The sequence below is a fragment of the Arthrobacter sp. 131MFCol6.1 genome, from assembly GCF_000374925.1.
Classification (GTDB): Bacteria; Actinomycetota; Actinomycetes; order Actinomycetales; family Micrococcaceae; genus Arthrobacter.
Genome location: NZ_KB895542.1, coordinates 1 through 16,678, shown reverse-complemented (window position 1 = coordinate 16,678; position 16,678 = coordinate 1). Strand labels below are relative to the sequence as shown.

Below are 16,678 nucleotides of genomic sequence, written 5' to 3'. Positions count from 1 at the left end.
AAAAGCCTCCGGAACCTAATGGTTCCGGAGGCTTTTCCAAGGGTGGCAGATGAGGGATTCGAACCCCCGTAGGCGTTGCCAGCTGATTTACAGTCAGCCCCCTTTGGCCGCTCGGGTAATCTGCCGAACTTCAAAAGAAGATCACTCGCGGTTTCCAGTCCCGGAACGCCTGTTTCCAGTCCGTTCCGCTTCCAGCACCCGCGGGCAAGACAACTTTACAGAACTTCCGCCGAAGAATCGAATCGGCGCTTCAGTGGATCAAAAAAGGGCCAAAAATGGGCCAAAATCCGCGGAATTTCAGGCCTCGCCGAGAATCCGCCCCGCCAGCCTTGCCTCGAATCGGGCCGCCTGCTCGGCGGTGACCTGGTTCAGCTGGACGGCACGGGCCAGGTCCGTGTGGACCCCGTCCATGCGGACTGATGCGTCGGCAGCCGGGCTCAGGATGATGGACGCCGCCAGCGCGGCGGCGGCAACGGAGCTCGCCGTCGCGGCCAGGGTGCTGGCAGCGGCGGCGGTGGTGCGGTTTACGTAGCGGACGGCCTTTTGGTGCATGTTCTTGCCTTTCAGCAGCGGTTCCAACTCTTGCAACTCTGGCCAGCCCGGCTTCGTTCCCGCCGTGATTGAGCCATGAGCGGACTGTGAAACCCGGGACGCAAGCCCGGCCGCCACTTCGGGGGCATCCGTACTAGTCTGGAATGCAGACATCCCGGCCCCACGCAGGCACCCGGCAACCATCAGGAGGAAAGTCATGGCAGGCGAATCCACGTTCGACGTCGTCAGCAAGGTAGACAAGCAGGAAGTCGCCAACGCGCTGAACCAGGCGCAGAAGGAAATTGCCCAGCGCTACGACTTCAAGGGCGTCGGCGCCGAGGTCGATTTCAGCGGCGAGAAGATCCTGATGAAGGCCAACTCCGAGGAACGCGTGCTCGCAGTGCTCGATGTGCTGCAGTCCAAGCTCATCCGACGCGGCATTTCGCTCAAATCCCTCGACACCGGCGAGCCCTACGCCTCCGGTAAGGAATTCCGGCTCGAGGCCTCCATCAAGGAGGGCATCGCCCAGGACCTCGCGAAGAAGATCAACAAGCTGATCCGGGACGAGGCCCCCAAGTCCGTCAAGTCACAGATCCAGGGCGACGAGCTCCGCGTGACGTCGAAGTCCCGCGATGACCTGCAGGAGACCATGAACCTGCTGAAGGGCTTCGACGAGGCCGACCTGCAGTTCGTGAACTTCCGCAGCTAGCTGCCCGTCCGCGGCGCAAAGTTCCGCACGACGCGCAAAAGGGCTGGCGACACCGGTATTCCGGTGTCGCCAGCCCTTTTGCGTGTCACGGAATTATTCGCGCATCGCCAGACCCGCAGCCAGCTTCAGTGGAGCTGCCGGCCGGCCATCCGCTCCAGCCGCCCGATCCGTTCGGCCATCGGCGGGTGGGTGGAGAACATCTTGGCCACGCCTCCGCCTTTGAACGGATTGGCGATCATCATGTGCGAGGCGTTGACCAGCCGCTGATCCTGCGGCAGCGGGGCCAGCTGCACGCCCTGCTCGATCTTGCGCAGGGCGGAGGCGAGCGCCAGCGGATCTCCGGTCAGCGACGAGCCGTCCTCGTCGGCGTCGTACTCCCGTGTACGCGAGATGGCCATCTGGATCAGGGACGCGGCGAACGGGGCCAGCAGTGCCATGGCGATGGCGGCGAAGGGGTTCGCGTTGCGGCGGTCCCCGCCGCCGAACAGCAGCATCATCTGCGCCACCGAGGTGATGACGCCGGCGACGGCGGCGGCCACCGACGCCGTCAGGATGTCCCGGTTGTAGACGTGCATCAGTTCATGGCCGAGGACGCCGCGCAGTTCGCGGGCATCCAGCAGCCGCATGATGCCTTCGGTGCAGCAGACGGCCGCGTTCTGCGGGTTCCGGCCGGTGGCGAAGGCATTCGGCGCCATGGTGGGCGAGACGTAGATGCGCGGCATCGGCTGATTGGCCCGGCCGGACAGCTCGCGGACGATCTGGTACAGCTGGGGCGCCTCGGCCTCCGTGACGGGGTAGGCCTGCATGGCACGGATGGCGAGCTTGTCGCTGTTCCAGTACCCGTAGGCCGTGGTGGCGACGCCGATCAGGGCCATGATCCAGATCGGCGCGGCACTGCGGGTCCCCGCGGCGATGAACGCCCCCAGGCCCAGCAGGACCGCCCACAGCACGCCGAACAGCGCCGCGGTCTTCAGTCCGTTGTGATGCTTGTGCACTGGTCCTCCTGATCCGTGTACTGCAAGCTGATGCCCTGTATTTCACTGACCTACCAAGGAAAACGAACCGCTACGGTACCGGGTTCCGCGCGTCGTACCGCAGGAATCCGCACTGCTGGCGGGCCAATGTCCAGGCCACGGCTATGCACAACATGCCGCCGAGCAGCAGGACCCAGCCCTCGTTCAAAAGTTTAGTCGCGCCGCCTGCCAGCATGTCCCCGATCCGGGGTCCGCCGGCAACCACCACCACAAAGACGCCCTGCAGCCGCCCGCGCAGGTGGTCCGGGGTGGAGGCCTGCAGGATGGTGGTCCGGAAGACGGCGCTCACGGAATCCGCGATGCCGGCCAGCGCGCAGCACAGGGCGGCCGGCAAAAGCCACACACCCACGCCGTCGTCGCCGGAATGACCGGCCAGGACCACCACCAGGCCGAAGGCCGCCACCGAGCCGCCCCAGCCCATCACGGACCACACCACCGCGGCGCCCTGCCGGCGGACGCCGCCCAGCGGCCCCGAGAACAGGCCGGCCAGGAACGCCCCCACGGCCATCGAGGCCAACAGGATCCCCACCGTGGCCTCACCGCCGCCGATCATCAACGCGCCGATGGCCGGCAGGAGCGCCCGGGGCTGGGCAAAGACCATGGCCACGAGGTCGATCACGAACGTCATGCGGAGGTTGGGCCGGGTGCCCAGGAAACGGAAACCCTCCACCACGGAACGCAGCCCGGCCGGTCTGGCGTGCTCGCCCGGCGGCATGGAAGGCAGTTTCAGGAGAGCCCAGAACGCAAACGCAAAGCTGACGACGTCGATCGTGTACGTCCAGCCGAACCCGACCGACGCCACGAGCACGCCGGCCAGCAGCGGGCCGGCGGTCATGGTCAGCCCGAAAATCATCATGCTCAGGGCATTCGCCGCCGGCAGCAACTCCTTGCGCACCAGCACCGGGATGATGGCGCTGCGGGCCGGCTGGTTGATGGCCTGGGCACCGCTCTGCACCGCCACGAGCGCATAGAGCAGCCACACGTTGCCCAGCTGCAGCCATGCCTGAAGGGCCAGCGCGGCGGTGGTCAGCCAGAGGACGGACGAGGCCAGGAGGGCTACCGTGCGGCGGTCGTGGGCGTCGGCGATCGAACCGCCCAGGAGGCCTCCAAAGACCAGCGGCACCAGGGCGAAGAGGCTCAGCAGCCCCACGTAGAGGCTGTCCTGGGTCAGCCGGTAGACCTCCAGGCTGACCGCCACCAGGGTCAGCTGGCTGCCCAGGGCGGAGACGGCGGACCCCAGCCACAGACGGCGGAAGGCCGGACTTTCACGCAACGGCGCAATGTCCGCCAACAATGTCCCCACCGGGCAACTCTAGTGGCGAACCGGGAGTACCTTGTGACACGGCCGGACATTATTAGCCCCGCCTTATTGTGAGGCAGTCATAATAAGTGCTTGAATGAGGGTATGACGGATTCCTCGGGCACCCACGACGCATGGGCAGCCGCCCTGCGTGCCCACGGCCGCCGGGTGACCAAGCAGCGCCTGGCCGTGCTGGCCGCCGTCGAACATCACCCGCATTCGCCGGCGGAGGCAATCCTTGCCGCCGCCCGGCAGGAATTGCCGGACCTGACCGCCCAGTCGGTCTATGTGGTCCTCGGTGATCTCACCGATCTGCACATGTTGCGCCGTTTTGAGCCCCCGCACTCGCCCGCGCTGTACGAGACACGGGTCGGGGACAACCACCACCATGCCGTGTGCATCAGCTGCGGCCGGGTGGAGGACGTCGAATGCGCCGTCGGCCACGCGCCCTGCCTGACCCCGCACTGGAACCCGGACGCCAAGCCCATGACCATCCAGATCGCGGACGTGCTGTACCAGGGCATCTGCCAGGACTGCCAGCGCACCCAACAGCTTCCCTCCGAACGAAACTAAGAAACCCAACCCAAGGAGAACTATGACTGAGATCATCTCTGCGCCCGCCGTGTCCACGACACAGTCCGGGGCTCCCGTCACTTCCGACGCCCACTCCAAGTCCGTCGGCGCCGACGGCGCGATCATCCTGACCGATCACTACCTGATCGAGAAGCTCGCGCAGTTCAACCGCGAGCGCGTCCCGGAGCGCGTCGTGCACGCCAAGGGCGGTGGCGCCTTCGGTACCTTCAAGACCACAGAGGACGTCTCGAAGTACACCAAGGCCGCACTGTTCCAGCCCGGTGTTGAGACGGACATGCTCATCCGTTTCTCCTCCGTTGCCGGCGAGGCAGGCTCCCCCGACACGTGGCGCGACCCCCGCGGTTTCGCCGTGAAGTTCTACACCACCGAGGGCAACTATGACCTCGTCGGCAACAACACTCCGGTGTTCTTCATCCGCGACGGCATCAAGTTCCCGGACTTCATCCACTCCCAGAAGCGCCTCCCCGGCAGCCACCTGCGCGACGCCGACATGCAGTGGGACTTCTGGACCCTCTCCCCCGAGTCCGCCCACCAGGTCACCTGGCTCATGGGTGACCGTGGCCTGCCGGCCTCCTGGCGTGAAATGCAGGGCTACGGCTCGCACACCTACCAGTGGATCAACGCCGAGGGCGAGCGGTTCTGGGTCAAGTACCACTTCAAGTCCAACCAGGGCGTCAAGTCCATGACCGGTGACGAGGCCGAGGCCCTCGCCGGCGCCGACGGCGACTTCTACATCCGCGACCTCCAGGAAAACATTGCCGCCGGCAACTTCCCCTCCTGGGACCTCCACGTCCAGGTCATGCCGTACGAGGACGCCAAGACGTACCGCTTCAACCCCTTCGACCTCACCAAGGTGTGGCCGCACGCGGACTACCCGCTGATCAAGGTCGGCACCATGGAGCTGAACAAGAACCCGGAGAACTACTTCGCGCAGATCGAGCAGGCCACCTTCGCGCCGTCGAACTTCGTGCCCGGCATCGCCGCCTCCCCGGACAAGATGCTGCAGGCCCGCATCTTCTCCTACGCGGACGCGCACCGCTACCGCGTCGGCACCAACCACGCCCAGCTCCCGGTGAACCTGCCCAAGAGCCAGGTCAACAACTACAGCCAGGACGGCGCCGGGCGTTACCACTTCAACGCCCCGTCAGTTCCCGTGTACGCACCGAACTCCGTGGGCGGCCCGGCTGCCGTTGAGCCCGGCGTTGCAGGCGGCGGCTGGGAGAACGACGGCGAGCTCACGCTCTCCGCGCACTCCCTGCACGCCGAGGACGGCGACTTCGGCCAGGCCGGCACGCTGTACCGCGAGGTGTACAACGACGGCGAGAAGGCCCGCCTGCTGGAGACCGTCACCGGCGCCGTCAGCGGCGTCAAGAACGCCGACATCAAGGAACGCGCCATCCAGTACTGGACCAACGTCGACGCCGAATTCGGCGCCAAGCTGCGCGCCAACCTCGGTGCCGGCCAGGTTGAGTCCGACGCCGAGGCCGCCAACAAGGTCTGATCGTTGCGTCGAAGGTTGCCTGACTGGCCGGCCTTGACGGCCGCTTTGGCGGCCAGTGACCGGCCTTCAGTGACCGGCTTTCGGTGACCGGCCTTCAGTGACCGGCCGTCAGTGACCGTTGGAGCCAACAGGACGCCCCGCCACGGATTTCCGTGGCGGGGCGTTTTGCCGTTATCCACATGGGTGCTCGTGCCCCTCGCCACCGTGCGCCGCGGCTCCGTAGGATTTGGGCATGACCGCATCCGCAGGCATTCCATCCGCAGGCATTCCATTCGCAGGCATTCCAAGTGACGCCTTCCGGTTCTACGCCGATCTTGAACAGAACAACAACCGGGACTGGTGGCTGGAACACAAGCCTGTCTACGATGCCGCGGTGAAGGGGCCACTGACCCAGCTGCTGGCCGAGTTGGAGCCACGATTCGGCCCGGCCAAGCTCTTTCGCCCCAACCGGGATGTCCGGTTCTCGCCCGACAAGTCACCCTATAAGACCGCGCAGGGGGCCTTCGCTGCGGTGGACGAGGGCGTGGGCTTCTATATCCAGCTCAGCGCCGACGGCCTCCTGATCGGCGGCGGCTGCCACACCCACACTCCGGCCCAGCTGGCACGCTTTCGCCTGGCCGTGGACGATCCCGACAGCGGCGATGCCCTGCAGGCGATCGTGCGGAACGTCGAGGCGGCAGGGTTCGCGGTGGAGGGCGAACGGCTGAAGACGGTGCCGCGGGGCTTCGACAAGGACCATCCGAGGGCCGGGCTGCTCAAGCACAAATCCCTCACGGCCGGGGTCAACGTGGGCCAGCCCGGCTGGCTTGCCGGGCCCGGGGCGGTCGAGGAAATAGCCCGGCGCTGGGAGGAACTGCGTCCCCTCGTGGAATGGGAGGGCCGCTACGCCGCTCCCTGAGGTTCAGCTCAGATGTGCTGGCCGTCGGTGGCGAGGCGCCTGTCGAGGTTGTTGAAGAAGACCAGCATCATCAGCTCAAAGGCCTTGCTGGCTTCCTCGGGCTGGTTGTTGACGACGAAATCGAACTGCAGCCCGTAGAACGCGGCCGTGAACAGGCGGGCGTCCGTGTCTGCAAATTCCGGCTGGATGCCCTGGATGACCAGCCAGTCCCGGGCCTTCTCGTGCAGCATCCGGAAGTGCTCCTGCGCAGTGCCGCGCGGCACCGCCGCCACAATGTCCTGCGCCGTGGCCTCAAATTCAAGCCGGGCCAGGTGCCGGTTGCGCTGCGCCATGGTCCACTGCCAGGAGTCAAGCAGGAAGGCCCGCCACGCGTCCCGGTCGATGTCCCTGACGTCGGTGGCGCGGATGCTGTCGAGCCGGGATTCGATGCCGCGGATGATCTCGTTGATCAGCTGTTCGCGGTGCCCGAAGTGGTACACCAGGACGTAGCTGCTGACGCCCAGCCCGTCGGCAAGGCTCCGAAAGGTCAGCTCCGCCAGGGTCTTGTCCATGAGGTAATCGAGAATTGCCGACAGCAACTCTGATTTGCGTTCCGGTCTTGCTGGGCGGGCCATGTGTCCATCTTAGGGAGCGCCGCCCGAACGCCGAAGTCGCCGGAGCCGTGCGACTACGCCGGAAATTTCCAGCGAATCCGCACTGCTCCGGCGACTTCGATGTGGCGGGGCCGCTCGTTCAGGAGTCAGGCGCGGGTGAGCGCGTCCTCGTCGTCCTCCGCGGACACTCCGGCAGCGCTTGCCGCGCCCGGGCCGTTCACCGAGGCGCGGGCCTCCGCGAACTTTTCGTTCAGCCGGGAGTGGCGCTGGCCGTAGGCGAAGTAGATCGCAATACCGATCACGAGCCAGATGGCGAAGAAGATCCAGGTTTCCACGGCCAGGTTCGTCATGAGGTACAGGCACAGGACGGCGGAGACGATCGGGAGCACCTTGCCGAACGGGACACGGAAGGCCGGCTTCAGGTCCGGGCGCTTCTTGCGCAGCACCAGGATGCCGAGGCTCACCATGACGAAGGCGGACAGGGTCCCGATGTTGATCATTTCCTCGAGCAGGTCCACGTTGGTCAGGCCGGCGACGAGTGCCACTCCGGCACCGCAGATGATCTGCAGGCGGGCCGGCGTCGCACGAATGGTGCTGGTCTTGGACAGGGAGCGCGGCAGCAGCCCGTCGCGGCTCATCGCGAGGACCACGCGGGAGAGGCCCATGAGGAGCACCATGATCACGGTGGTAAGGCCCACGAGGGAGCCGAAGGCGATGACCTTGGCGGCGTCGGTGTTGCCGACGGCCTCGAAGGCGGTGGTGAGCGTCGGGTTCTTGGCCTCGGCGAGCTGGGTGTAGGACACCATGCCGGTCAGGGCCAGGGACACCAGGATGTACAGCACGGTGACGATTGCCAGGCCGCCGAAGATGCCGCGGGGCAGCGTCTTCTGCGGGTTCTTGACCTCTTCGGCCGAGGTGGCGACGACGTCGAAGCCGATGAAGGCGAAGAAGACCAGGGCGGCGCCGGCGAAGATCCCGAGGGTTCCGTACTGGGCCGGGGCCGCGCCGGTCAGGAAGCCGAAGAAGGACTGCTTGAGGACATCCGCGGTTCCGGTGCCCCCGGTCGGCTCGGAGGCCGGGACGAACGGGGCGTAGTTCTCGAACTTCACGTACGTGAAGCCGACGACGATCACGAAGAGGACCACTGCGATTTTGATGAGCGTGAAGATGTTGCCGACACGGGCGGAAAGCTTGGTCCCCAGGACCAGCAGCACGGTGAAGATGGCAACAATCAGGAAGGCGCCCCAGTAGAGGTCCACGCCGCCCAGGGAAATCGACGGCGGGATGTCCACGCCCATGAGCGCAAAGACTTTGCTGAGGTAGATGCCCCAGTACTTCGCGATCACGGCGCCGGCCGTGAAGAGTTCGAGGATCAGGTTCCAGCCGATGATCCACGCCAGGATCTCACCCATGGTCGCGTACGTGAAGACGTAGGCGGAGCCTGCCACCGGGATGGCCGTGGCGAACTCGGCGTAGCACATGATGGCGAGCGCGCAGGTGACGGCAGCAATCGCGAAGGAGATGGTGACGGCGGGCCCGGCGAAGTTCGCGGCGGCCTTGGCACCGACCGAGAAGATCCCGGCGCCCACGGCTACCGCGACCCCCATGATCATGAGGTCCCACGTGCTTAGCGAGCGCTTCAGCTTGCGTCCGGGTTCATCGGCGTCGGACATGGACTGCTCGATGGATTTGGTCCGGAAAAGGTTCATTAGAAAAGTCCGCAATCTCGATAACTGGTTTGGAAACAGACCTATCCATTGTAGTGTCCATCCACTGGACGGCCATTTTTATCCCACATAGTGAGACGCAAAAGCGGGCCGTGCGGGTTTCCCCTGCACGGCCCGCTTGCGCGCAGCTGCTCCGTATCAGAGCATCCGGACCGCCTAGACCGGCCAGTTTTCCATCAGCGTCGAGCGGATCAGGAACCGCTTGCCTTCCGGCGCTTCCACCGAGAACCCGCTCCCCCGGCCGGGAACGACGTCGACGGTCAGGTGCGTGTGGCTCCAGTAGTTGAATTGTTCCTTGGACATCCAGAAGTCGATCGGCTGCGGCTGCAGGCCGTCGGAGATGTCGAACAGGCCCAGCTGCACGTCCGAGTCCCCGGTGATGAACTCCCCCGCCGGATAACACATGGGCGAGGAACCGTCGCAGCAGCCGCCGGACTGATGGAACATCAGCGGTCCGTGCTGGAGCCAGAGCTTGCGCAGCAGCTCCACCGCTTCCGGGGTGAGCGCCACCCGGGAGAAATCCTCGCCCGGGCGGGTCACTGCCGCATGGAGCTTGGTGTCAGGCATCAGCGTCCTTCCTTGTCAGTACTTGATGACCACACGGCCGTCGATCTTGGCGTGCTTCATCTCGTCGAGGACGGCGTTCACTTCGGAGAGTTCCCTCGTGGATACCGTGGGGTGGATCTTTCCCTGGGCGTAGAAGTCGAGTGCTTCCTCCAGGTCCTGCCGGGTTCCGACGATGGAGCCGCGGACGGTCAGGCCCTTGAGCACAATCTCGAAGATCGGCGCCGGGAAGTCCCCCGGCGGCAGCCCATTGAATACGATCGTTCCGCCGCGCCGGGCCATCCCGATCGCCTGGCCGAATGCTGACGGGTGCACTGCCGTGACCAGGACTCCATGGCAACCTCCGGTTTCGCGCTGGATGACTTCGGCCGGGTCCTCGTGCAGGGCGTTGACGGTCAGCTCGGCGCCGTGTTTCTTGGCCAGGGCGAGCTTGTCATCGGCGATGTCCACCGCCGCGACCCGCAGCCCCATGGCGACGGCGTACTGGACAGCGATATGGCCGAGTCCGCCGATCCCGGAGATGGTGACCCACTGGCCGGGCCGGGCCTCGGTCATTTTCAGGCCCTTGTAGACCGTCACGCCGGCGCAGAGCACAGGTGCGACCTCGACGGGGTCCGAGCCGGCCGGGATCCTGGCCGCGAAGCGGCTGTCGACCAGCATGTACTCGCCGAAGGAACCGTCGACGCTGTAGCCGGCGTTCTGCTGCGCCTCGCACAGGGTTTCCCAGCCGGTCCGGCAGTACTGGCAGTCGCCGCAGGCCGACCAGAGCCACGCGTTGCCGACCAAATCGCCGACGGCCAGATCCGTGACGCCCTCGCCGAGGGCAAGGACCTCGCCGACGCCTTCGTGGCCGGGAATGAACGGCGGTGAGGGCTTGACCGGCCAGTCTCCCTCCGCGGCGTGCAGGTCGGTGTGGCAGACCCCGGTGGTGAGGACCTTGACCAGTGCCTCGCCGCGGCCCGGCACGGGAACGGGGAGGGTCTGGATCTGGAGGTCCTTGCCGAATTCGGTAACTACCGCGGCTTGCATTGTCGTCGTCGTCGTTGTCGTCGTCATAGCGAAATCCTTGCGTCATCAAACTTGGGTGTGGCTTAAGGGCATGTGCAGTGAGCCGGCGTCCCTCCGTGTAGGTGCACAAGTGGTGCGGGCGGGGCGGATCATGCACGATCCGCCCCGCCCGGGTCAGTGCGGCTTAGAAGAAGCCGAGCTTGTTCTCGTTGTAGCTGACCAGGAGGTTCTTGGTCTGCTGGTAGTGGTCCAGCATCATCGAGTGGTTCTCGCGGCCGATGCCGGAGGACTTGTACCCGCCGAACGCGGCCCCCGCCGGGTAGGCGTGGTAGTTGTTGACCCACACGCGGCCGGCCTGGATCTCGCGGCCTGCGCGGTAGGCAACGTTGCCATTGCGGGACCAGACGCCGGCGCCGAGGCCGTACAGGGTGTCGTTGGCGATGCCCATGGCGTCGTTGTAGTCGCTGAAACGGGTCACGGACACCACCGGTCCGAAGATTTCCTCCTGGAAGATCCGCATCTTGTTGTGGCCCTCGAAGATGGTCGGCTGGACGTAGTAGCCGCCGGCCAGGTCTCCGGGCATTTCGGCCCGGGCGCCGCCGGTGAGCACCTTGGCGCCCTCCTGCTTGCCAATGTCGATGTAGGAGAGGATCTTTTCCAACTGGTCGTTGGAGGCCTGGGCACCAAGCTGGGTTTCGGTGTCCAGCGGATTGCCCTGGATGATTTTCTCCACCCGCGCCACGGCGTCGGCCATGAAGGAATCGTAGATGTCTTCCTGGACGAGGGCTCGGGAGGGGCAGGTGCAGACTTCACCCTGGTTGAAGGCAAAGAGCGTGAAGCCCTCCTGGGCCTTGTCGTAGAACGCGTCATTGGAGTCCGCGACGTCGTTGAAGAAGATGTTCGGGCTCTTGCCGCCGAGCTCCAGCGTGACCGGAATCAGGTTCTGGCTGGCGTACTGGCTGATCAGGCGGCCCGTGGAGGTTTCACCGGTGAACGCGATCTTGCGGATGCGGGGGCTGGAGGCCAGCGGCTTGCCGGCCTCGACGCCGAAGCCGTTGACCACATTGAGGACACCGGCCGGCAGCAGGTCGCCGATGAGCTCCATCAGCACCAGGATCGAGGACGGGGTCTGCTCGGCGGGCTTTAGGACGACGGCGTTGCCGGCGGCGAGCGCCGGGGCGAGCTTCCAGACGGCCATCAGGATGGGGAAGTTCCAGGGGATGATCTGACCGACGACGCCGAGGGGCTCGTGGTAGTGGTAGGCGGTGGTGTCGTCGTCGAGCTGGGACAGCCGGCCTTCCTGCGCGCGGACGGCGGACGCGAAGTAGCGGAAGTGGTCAGCGGCGAGCGGAATGTCGGCGTTGAGGGTTTCGCGGATCGGCTTGCCGTTGTCCCAGGATTCGGCGACGGCGAGCATCTCGAGGTTCTCATCGATCCGGTCGGCAATCTTGTTCAGGATCGCGGCGCGCTCGGCCACGGAGGTCTTGCCCCAGGACGGCGCGACCTTGTGGGCGGCGTCCAGCGCCAGTTCGATGTCCTCGGCGGTGCCGCGCGCCACCTCGCAGAAGGCCTTGCCGGTCACGGGGGTGATGTTCTCGAAGTACTGGCCCTTGACCGGGGCAACCCATTCGCCGCCGATCCAGTTTTCGTAGCGGTCCTTGAAGGTGACCTTCGAGCCCTCGGTTCCGGGCTGGGCGTAAACAGTCATTGCTAGCTCCTTTGCTGTGCAAGATGGGGGGTAGCAAGGCGCTTCCGGCCCCCGTTGCACCCAGCGTAGGCGCGCGAAGGTTGCAGTCAGGTTGCAACCGAAGTGAGCCAGGTCACTGGCGGTGCATTCCGGCGGCCGCGCCGGTCAGGCGCTCAGCTCGCGGTCCAGCCGTTCCAGGTCGGCGACGACGGCGGCGCGCTTGGGCGAGCGCGGCGCCAGCAGCTTCAACGCGGCGCTGCGGACGTCGACGTCGTCCTTTGCTTCGGGCAGAGCGGCGTACTTCAACAGCGATTCGGCGCTGCCGTCTGTCAGCAGAGCCTCGCGCATCAGCGCGGAGACCCTGTCCCGCAGCTGCACGATGCCGGGCGCCTCGGAGCGGGGCAGCACGGCGCCGCGGTAGATTTCCAGCGCTATCCGGTGGGCGCCGCGCTGCAGGCAGTCCAGCACCTGGCCGGCGTCGGGAACCAGGTCCAGCGGCAGCCGGTAAGGGCGTGATTGCGGGACGGCGCCGGGGTTGAGCTGCTGAAGTACCTTGCGCAGCCGCACCATCTCCGCGCGCAGCGTCATGGTGGAGGCATCCCCGGGGTACAGGAGGGCGCAGAGCTCCTCGGCGTTGAGCCCCGCGGGGTGGGTGCTGAGCAGGGCCAGGATCTCGCTGTGCCGGGCGGACAGGGCCACGGTGCGCCCGTCGATGCTGAGCAGCGCCTGGTCGCGGCCGAGCAGCTGGAGGCTGTTGCGGTAGAGGCTGTTGGCGCCCGGGCCCCCGGCCGTTTTCGGCCCCGAGTTCCGCCGCCGGGACGGCGCGGACTGGCTCGCGGCAGCCAGCTGCAGCCGCTCCACCCGCAGATGCGCCTGGGCCGCGGCGACCGTCGCCTCTACGAGCGACAACGTATGCGGGGCCACGGCCGACTCGGTGCCGGTGATGTCCACGACTCCCAGCAGGGCACCGGAATCAGGATCGTGGAACGGCACGGCCGTACAGCTCCACGGATGCACGGAGCGCTTGAAGTGCTCGGCGCCGGAGATCTGGATTCCCCGGCCCAGGGCCAGCGCGGTGCCGGGGGCGCTGGTGCCGACTGTCGCTTCGGACCAGTCGGCGCCCGGGACGAACATCATGCCCTCGGCCCGGCGTTGCAGGGCGGCATCCCCTTCCACCCAGAGCAGCCTGCCGACTTCGTCCCCAACGGCTACCAGCATTCCGCTGTCGTGGCTGGGCAGGACCAGAAGCTTGTGGATCACGGGCATGATGGCGGCCAGCGGATGCTGGCGGCGGTATTCCTCGAGTTCCTCGCGGTCCATGGCCAGCGGCGCCTCGGGGTTGTCCGGGTTGGCGCGCAGCTGCGCCGAACGCCGCCACGACTCCTGGATCAGGCTGCTAAGCCCGGGCAGGCGCAGGTCTTCCGGGGAAACGAGCCCCTGCGAGTCGAGTTCCTCGTGCCCGGCGCTGGCATGCTGCTGGCGCAGCGCTGCGGTGACCCCGCCTGCCGGCGGGAACAGTGCTGCGGGATGGACCAGTTTCCTCATTGAACTCCCACCGGACGGGCTCGACGGCGTGCCAGAGGCCGCCTCGTCCGGCCCAGTCTAGTTCGGCGCGGGGCGTTTGGATACGCACCGGCCTGCCGCTTCCGGTGGTCACAGCCTATCCGCGGGAAATCTCGATCATGTCCTCGCGCGGCACCACCTTGATGCGCTCCCGTTCGATCCCGTTGGCGGACTCCGCCGCGGACCACTCGGCGCCGAGGGCGAGCTCGTGGGCATCGAGCTTGATCCACCCTTCCCACGTGGTGTACTCGATGCCGCGCTCATGGAGCAGGTCGATGATGGCCTGCGGGTCCGGGTTCTGCGCCGGCGGAAGCGTCAGCCGGTCCTCCAGCAGGAAGCCGATGGTCTCCAGCGCGTCGCCCTTGGTGTGGCCGATCAGCCCGACGGGGCCGCGCTTGATCCAGCCCGTCGCGTAGATTCCGGGAACGGCGTTGCCCTCGGCGTCGAGCACGCGGCCGCCTTCATTCGGGACGACGCCGCGGCGGGCATCGTATTCCAGCTCATCCAGCGGCGACCCGTGGTAGCCGATCGCGCGGTAGACGGCCTGGACCGGGTAGTCGAGGAACTCACCGGTGCCCTTGACGTTCCCGGTGCCGTCCAGCTGCATGCGTTCGAACTTGACGCCGGCGACTTTGCCGGGGTTCGCGGCGTCATCTGTTGTTCCATAGATTTCCACGGGACTGTGCAGGAAGTGCAGGTGCAGCCGGCGCGAGGACGGTTCCTCGGCCTCGGCGTGCTCCTCGACGAGCCAGTTCGTCAGGGTGTTGACCATCGTCCGGATCTGGTTGTTGCTGCGAATGGCCTCGTCCGAGGCCTCGTCGAATTCGAAGTCCTCCGGATACAGGACGATGTCCACGTCCTTGGCGTGGCTGAGTTCGCGCAGCTCCAGCGGCGTGAACTTCACCTGGGCCGGGCCGCGGCGGCCAAACACGTGGACGTCGGTGACCGGCGAATCCTTGAGCGCCCGGTAGACGTTGTCCGGGATTTCGGTGACCAGGAGTTCATCGGCGTGCTTGACCAGCATGCGGGCCACGTCGAGGGCCACGTTGCCGTTGCCGATCACCGCAATCTCCTTGGCCTCCAGCGGCCAGTCCCGCGGCACGTCCGGGTGGCCGTCGTACCAGGAGACGAAGTCAGCCCCGCCGAAGGAACCCTCCAGGCCGATCCCGGGAATATCCAGGTCCGCGTCCTTGATGGCGCCGGTGGAGAAGATGACGGCGTCGTAGAACGCACGGAAGTCATGCAGCGTCAGGTCCCGGCCATAAGTGACGTTGCCGAGGAACCGGATGTCGCCGCGGTCCAGGACCTTGTGGAGCGCGTTGACAATCCCCTTGATCCGCGGATGGTCAGGAGCCACCCCGTAGCGGATGAGGCCGTAGGGCGCCGGATATGCCTCGAAGAGGTCGATGCTGACCTGGAAGTCGCCGTCCTTGACCTCATTGGACTTCGTCAGGATGTCCGCGGCGTAGACGCCGGCCGGGCCGGCGCCGACAATCGCGACACGGAGGGGACGAGAGGATGTGGATTCGGCCGAGTTGGACACCGGGAGCCCTTCTGAGTCTTAGGGACAGCGCCAGTAGATACAGCGCACAGGCCCCTATTCTAAATGTGCCCCGCCCGCTCGTGCTCCGATTGGCAGGAATAGGCGCCGCGCAGGTGGTGTTATTGGTCTTGTGCCTAAGCCCGAAGGATCCTTCTCCCCCGTCCCACTGACAGCGCCGCCCGGCCCAGCCGTTGAAGCCGGGCCGGCGCCGGTCCGGCCGGCCGGACCGGCACCGGTGGACAAGGACACGACGGCGGGAATCCTGTTTGGTATCGGCGCCTACGGGCTCTGGGGGCTGCTGCCCCTGTACTTCTACGTTCTGCAGCCGGCCGGCGCGGTCGAGATCGTCGCCAACCGGGTGGTCTGGTCGCTCCTGTTCTGCGTCCTGCTCATCACCGTCACGCGGTCCTGGCGGGTTCTGGCTGCTGCTTTCCGGGACCGCACTGTGATTGGGCCGCTGTCCATCGCCGCTGCCCTGATCGCGGTGAACTGGCTGACGTATACCTACGGCGTGACCACCGGCCAGGCCGTCGAGGCCTCCCTGGGCTACTTCATCAACCCGCTGGTCTCCGTATTGCTGGGGGTCTTCGTCCTGAAGGAGAAGCTGCGGCCGCTCCAGTGGGCCGCCGTCGGCATCGGCTTCGTGGCCGTCGGGGTGCTGACGGTCTCCTACGGCAAGCTCCCCTGGATCGCGCTGACGCTCGCGCTGAGCTTTGGCCTGTACGGATTCGTCAAGAAGCGCGTGGGCCCGCGGGCGGAGGCGATCACGAGCCTCACCGTGGAGACGATCGTGCTGGCGCCCGTAGCTGCCGCGACCATGATCTTCCTCGCGGTCAGCGGGGCGGCAACTCTGGCCGCACACGGTGCGGGACATTTCTGGCTGTTGGTGGCATCAGGCGTCATCACCGCGGTGCCGCTGCTGTTCTTCGGCGCGTCAGCGCGCCGTCTGCCGATGACGACGATCGGCCTGCTGCAGTACTTCGCCCCCGTCCTGCAGTTCATTGTGGCGCTCGTGGTGTTCAAGGAAACCATGACACCGGACCGCTGGGCCGGTTTCGGCGTCGTCTGGCTGGCGCTGCTGGTACTGACCGTGGACATGCTGCACACGGCCCGGAAGAACTCCGTGACCCGGAAACGGGCCCGCGCCGCCGCCTGATATGTGGTGTTCGTCTGTCAAGGGCGTGGGGAAGCGGTCCCGGACTGGGTTGTCCGGGACCGCTTCCTTTTGGGATGCCGGTTGGTCTGGCGGGGTAGTCAGCGTGTCAAAGGCGACGGCGCGGTCAGACTGATATGCGCGGATTGAGTACCGCAGGACGAGGTGTTCGGCTGGAGACTACCGCTGGTCTAGCAATGTCGGGCGTGGCCGTTGCCGGCTGCCCATAGGCGGATCGCGGGTTTACTCCACGCGCTGCAAGGAACCACTCCG

The 16,678-nt window shown here is 66.3% G+C and carries 15 protein-coding genes and 1 tRNA gene; 5 read left to right on the top strand and 11 right to left on the bottom strand.

Annotated features, from left to right (window positions below; all coding sequences use genetic code 11):
• Nucleotides 1-43: 43 nt before the first annotated feature.
• Nucleotides 44-125: transfer RNA gene (locus C566_RS0106730), tRNA-Tyr, on the bottom strand.
• Nucleotides 126-297: 172 nt separating this feature from the next.
• Complete coding sequence (locus tag C566_RS0106725; protein ID WP_026266458.1) at nt 298-552, bottom strand: hypothetical protein; 255 nt, start codon at nt 550-552, stop codon at nt 298-300.
• A gap of 196 nt (nt 553-748) precedes the next feature.
• Here C566_RS0106725 and C566_RS0106720 point away from each other — a divergent pair, with 196 nt between their 5' ends.
• Nucleotides 749-1,240 (top strand): YajQ family cyclic di-GMP-binding protein, encoded by a 492-nt coding sequence (locus C566_RS0106720; RefSeq protein ID WP_018773569.1) that lies wholly within the window; start codon nt 749-751, stop codon nt 1,238-1,240.
• 125 nt (nt 1,241-1,365) lie between these two features.
• Here C566_RS0106720 and htpX read toward each other — a convergent pair whose 3' ends face one another.
• On the bottom strand, nt 1,366-2,235 hold the full coding sequence (gene htpX / locus C566_RS0106715; RefSeq protein WP_018773568.1) for a zinc metalloprotease HtpX: 870 nt from the start codon (nt 2,233-2,235) through the stop codon (nt 1,366-1,368).
• 70 nt (nt 2,236-2,305) lie between these two features.
• Nucleotides 2,306-3,577 (bottom strand): MFS transporter, encoded by a 1,272-nt coding sequence (locus C566_RS0106710; RefSeq protein ID WP_026266457.1) that lies wholly within the window; start codon nt 3,575-3,577, stop codon nt 2,306-2,308.
• Nucleotides 3,578-3,679: 102 nt separating this feature from the next.
• Here C566_RS0106710 and C566_RS0106705 point away from each other — a divergent pair, with 102 nt between their 5' ends.
• The 3 genes from C566_RS0106705 (at nt 3,680) to C566_RS0106695 (ending at nt 6,567) form a co-directional block, all read left to right on the top strand.
• A complete protein-coding gene (locus tag C566_RS0106705) occupies nt 3,680-4,147 on the top strand; it encodes a Fur family transcriptional regulator (RefSeq protein ID WP_018773566.1) in 468 nt (155 codons plus the stop codon).
• 22 nt (nt 4,148-4,169) lie between these two features.
• Complete coding sequence (locus tag C566_RS0106700; protein ID WP_018773565.1) at nt 4,170-5,669, top strand: catalase; 1,500 nt, start codon at nt 4,170-4,172, stop codon at nt 5,667-5,669.
• A 232-nt stretch (nt 5,670-5,901) separates the two neighbouring features.
• Nucleotides 5,902-6,567, top strand: a complete 666-nt coding sequence (locus tag C566_RS0106695; protein ID WP_018773564.1) for a DUF2461 domain-containing protein — start codon at nt 5,902-5,904, stop codon at nt 6,565-6,567.
• An 8-nt stretch (nt 6,568-6,575) separates the two neighbouring features.
• Here C566_RS0106695 and C566_RS0106690 read toward each other — a convergent pair whose 3' ends face one another.
• From C566_RS0106690 to C566_RS0106660, 7 genes are all read right to left on the bottom strand, one after another.
• The gene (locus tag C566_RS0106690; RefSeq protein ID WP_026266455.1) at nt 6,576-7,181 is read right to left on the bottom strand and encodes a TetR/AcrR family transcriptional regulator; all 606 of its coding nucleotides are present in this window, start codon (nt 7,179-7,181) and stop codon (nt 6,576-6,578) included.
• A gap of 125 nt (nt 7,182-7,306) precedes the next feature.
• A complete protein-coding gene (locus C566_RS0106685) occupies nt 7,307-8,869 on the bottom strand; it encodes an amino acid permease (protein ID WP_018773562.1) in 1,563 nt (520 codons plus the stop codon).
• Between the two features lie 174 nt (nt 8,870-9,043).
• The gene (locus tag C566_RS0106680; RefSeq protein WP_018773561.1) at nt 9,044-9,454 is read right to left on the bottom strand and encodes a DUF779 domain-containing protein; all 411 of its coding nucleotides are present in this window, start codon (nt 9,452-9,454) and stop codon (nt 9,044-9,046) included.
• Between the two features lie 15 nt (nt 9,455-9,469).
• Nucleotides 9,470-10,480, bottom strand: a complete 1,011-nt coding sequence (gene adhP, locus C566_RS0106675) for an alcohol dehydrogenase AdhP (RefSeq protein ID WP_018773560.1) — start codon at nt 10,478-10,480, stop codon at nt 9,470-9,472.
• A 163-nt stretch (nt 10,481-10,643) separates the two neighbouring features.
• Nucleotides 10,644-12,167, bottom strand: a complete 1,524-nt coding sequence (exaC, locus tag C566_RS0106670) for an acetaldehyde dehydrogenase ExaC (protein ID WP_018773559.1) — start codon at nt 12,165-12,167, stop codon at nt 10,644-10,646.
• 144 nt (nt 12,168-12,311) lie between these two features.
• Nucleotides 12,312-13,691, bottom strand: a complete 1,380-nt coding sequence (locus tag C566_RS0106665; protein WP_018773558.1) for a GAF domain-containing protein — start codon at nt 13,689-13,691, stop codon at nt 12,312-12,314.
• Nucleotides 13,692-13,806: 115 nt separating this feature from the next.
• On the bottom strand, nt 13,807-15,252 hold the full coding sequence (locus C566_RS0106660; protein ID WP_018773557.1) for an FAD-dependent oxidoreductase: 1,446 nt from the start codon (nt 15,250-15,252) through the stop codon (nt 13,807-13,809).
• 121 nt (nt 15,253-15,373) lie between these two features.
• On the opposite strand from C566_RS0106660, the gene rarD reads away from it, so the two are divergent.
• Entirely contained in the window at nt 15,374-16,408 is a 1,035-nt protein-coding gene (rarD, locus tag C566_RS0106655) for an EamA family transporter RarD (protein ID WP_442852619.1), read from the top strand.
• The last annotated feature ends 270 nt before the right edge of the window (nt 16,409-16,678 follow it).

Bases quoted from the DNA above. Each gene is read 5' to 3' on its own strand.
- C566_RS0106725 (WP_026266458.1), bottom strand. From the start codon at position 552: ATGCACCAAAAGGCCGTCCGCTACGTAAACCGCACCACCGCCGCCGCT.
- C566_RS0106720 (WP_018773569.1), top strand. From the start codon at position 749: ATGGCAGGCGAATCCACGTTCGACGTCGTCAGCAAGGTAGACAAGCAG.
- C566_RS0106705 (WP_018773566.1), top strand. From the start codon at position 3,680: ATGACGGATTCCTCGGGCACCCACGACGCATGGGCAGCCGCCCTGCGT.
- C566_RS0106700 (WP_018773565.1), top strand. From the start codon at position 4,170: ATGACTGAGATCATCTCTGCGCCCGCCGTGTCCACGACACAGTCCGGG.
- C566_RS0106695 (WP_018773564.1), top strand. From the start codon at position 5,902: ATGACCGCATCCGCAGGCATTCCATCCGCAGGCATTCCATTCGCAGGC.
- C566_RS0106690 (WP_026266455.1), bottom strand. From the start codon at position 7,181: ATGGCCCGCCCAGCAAGACCGGAACGCAAATCAGAGTTGCTGTCGGCA.
- C566_RS0106685 (WP_018773562.1), bottom strand. From the start codon at position 8,869: ATGAACCTTTTCCGGACCAAATCCATCGAGCAGTCCATGTCCGACGCC.
- C566_RS0106680 (WP_018773561.1), bottom strand. From the start codon at position 9,454: ATGCCTGACACCAAGCTCCATGCGGCAGTGACCCGCCCGGGCGAGGAT.
- adhP (WP_018773560.1), bottom strand. From the start codon at position 10,480: ATGCAAGCCGCGGTAGTTACCGAATTCGGCAAGGACCTCCAGATCCAG.
- exaC (WP_018773559.1), bottom strand. From the start codon at position 12,167: ATGACTGTTTACGCCCAGCCCGGAACCGAGGGCTCGAAGGTCACCTTC.
- C566_RS0106665 (WP_018773558.1), bottom strand. From the start codon at position 13,691: ATGAGGAAACTGGTCCATCCCGCAGCACTGTTCCCGCCGGCAGGCGGG.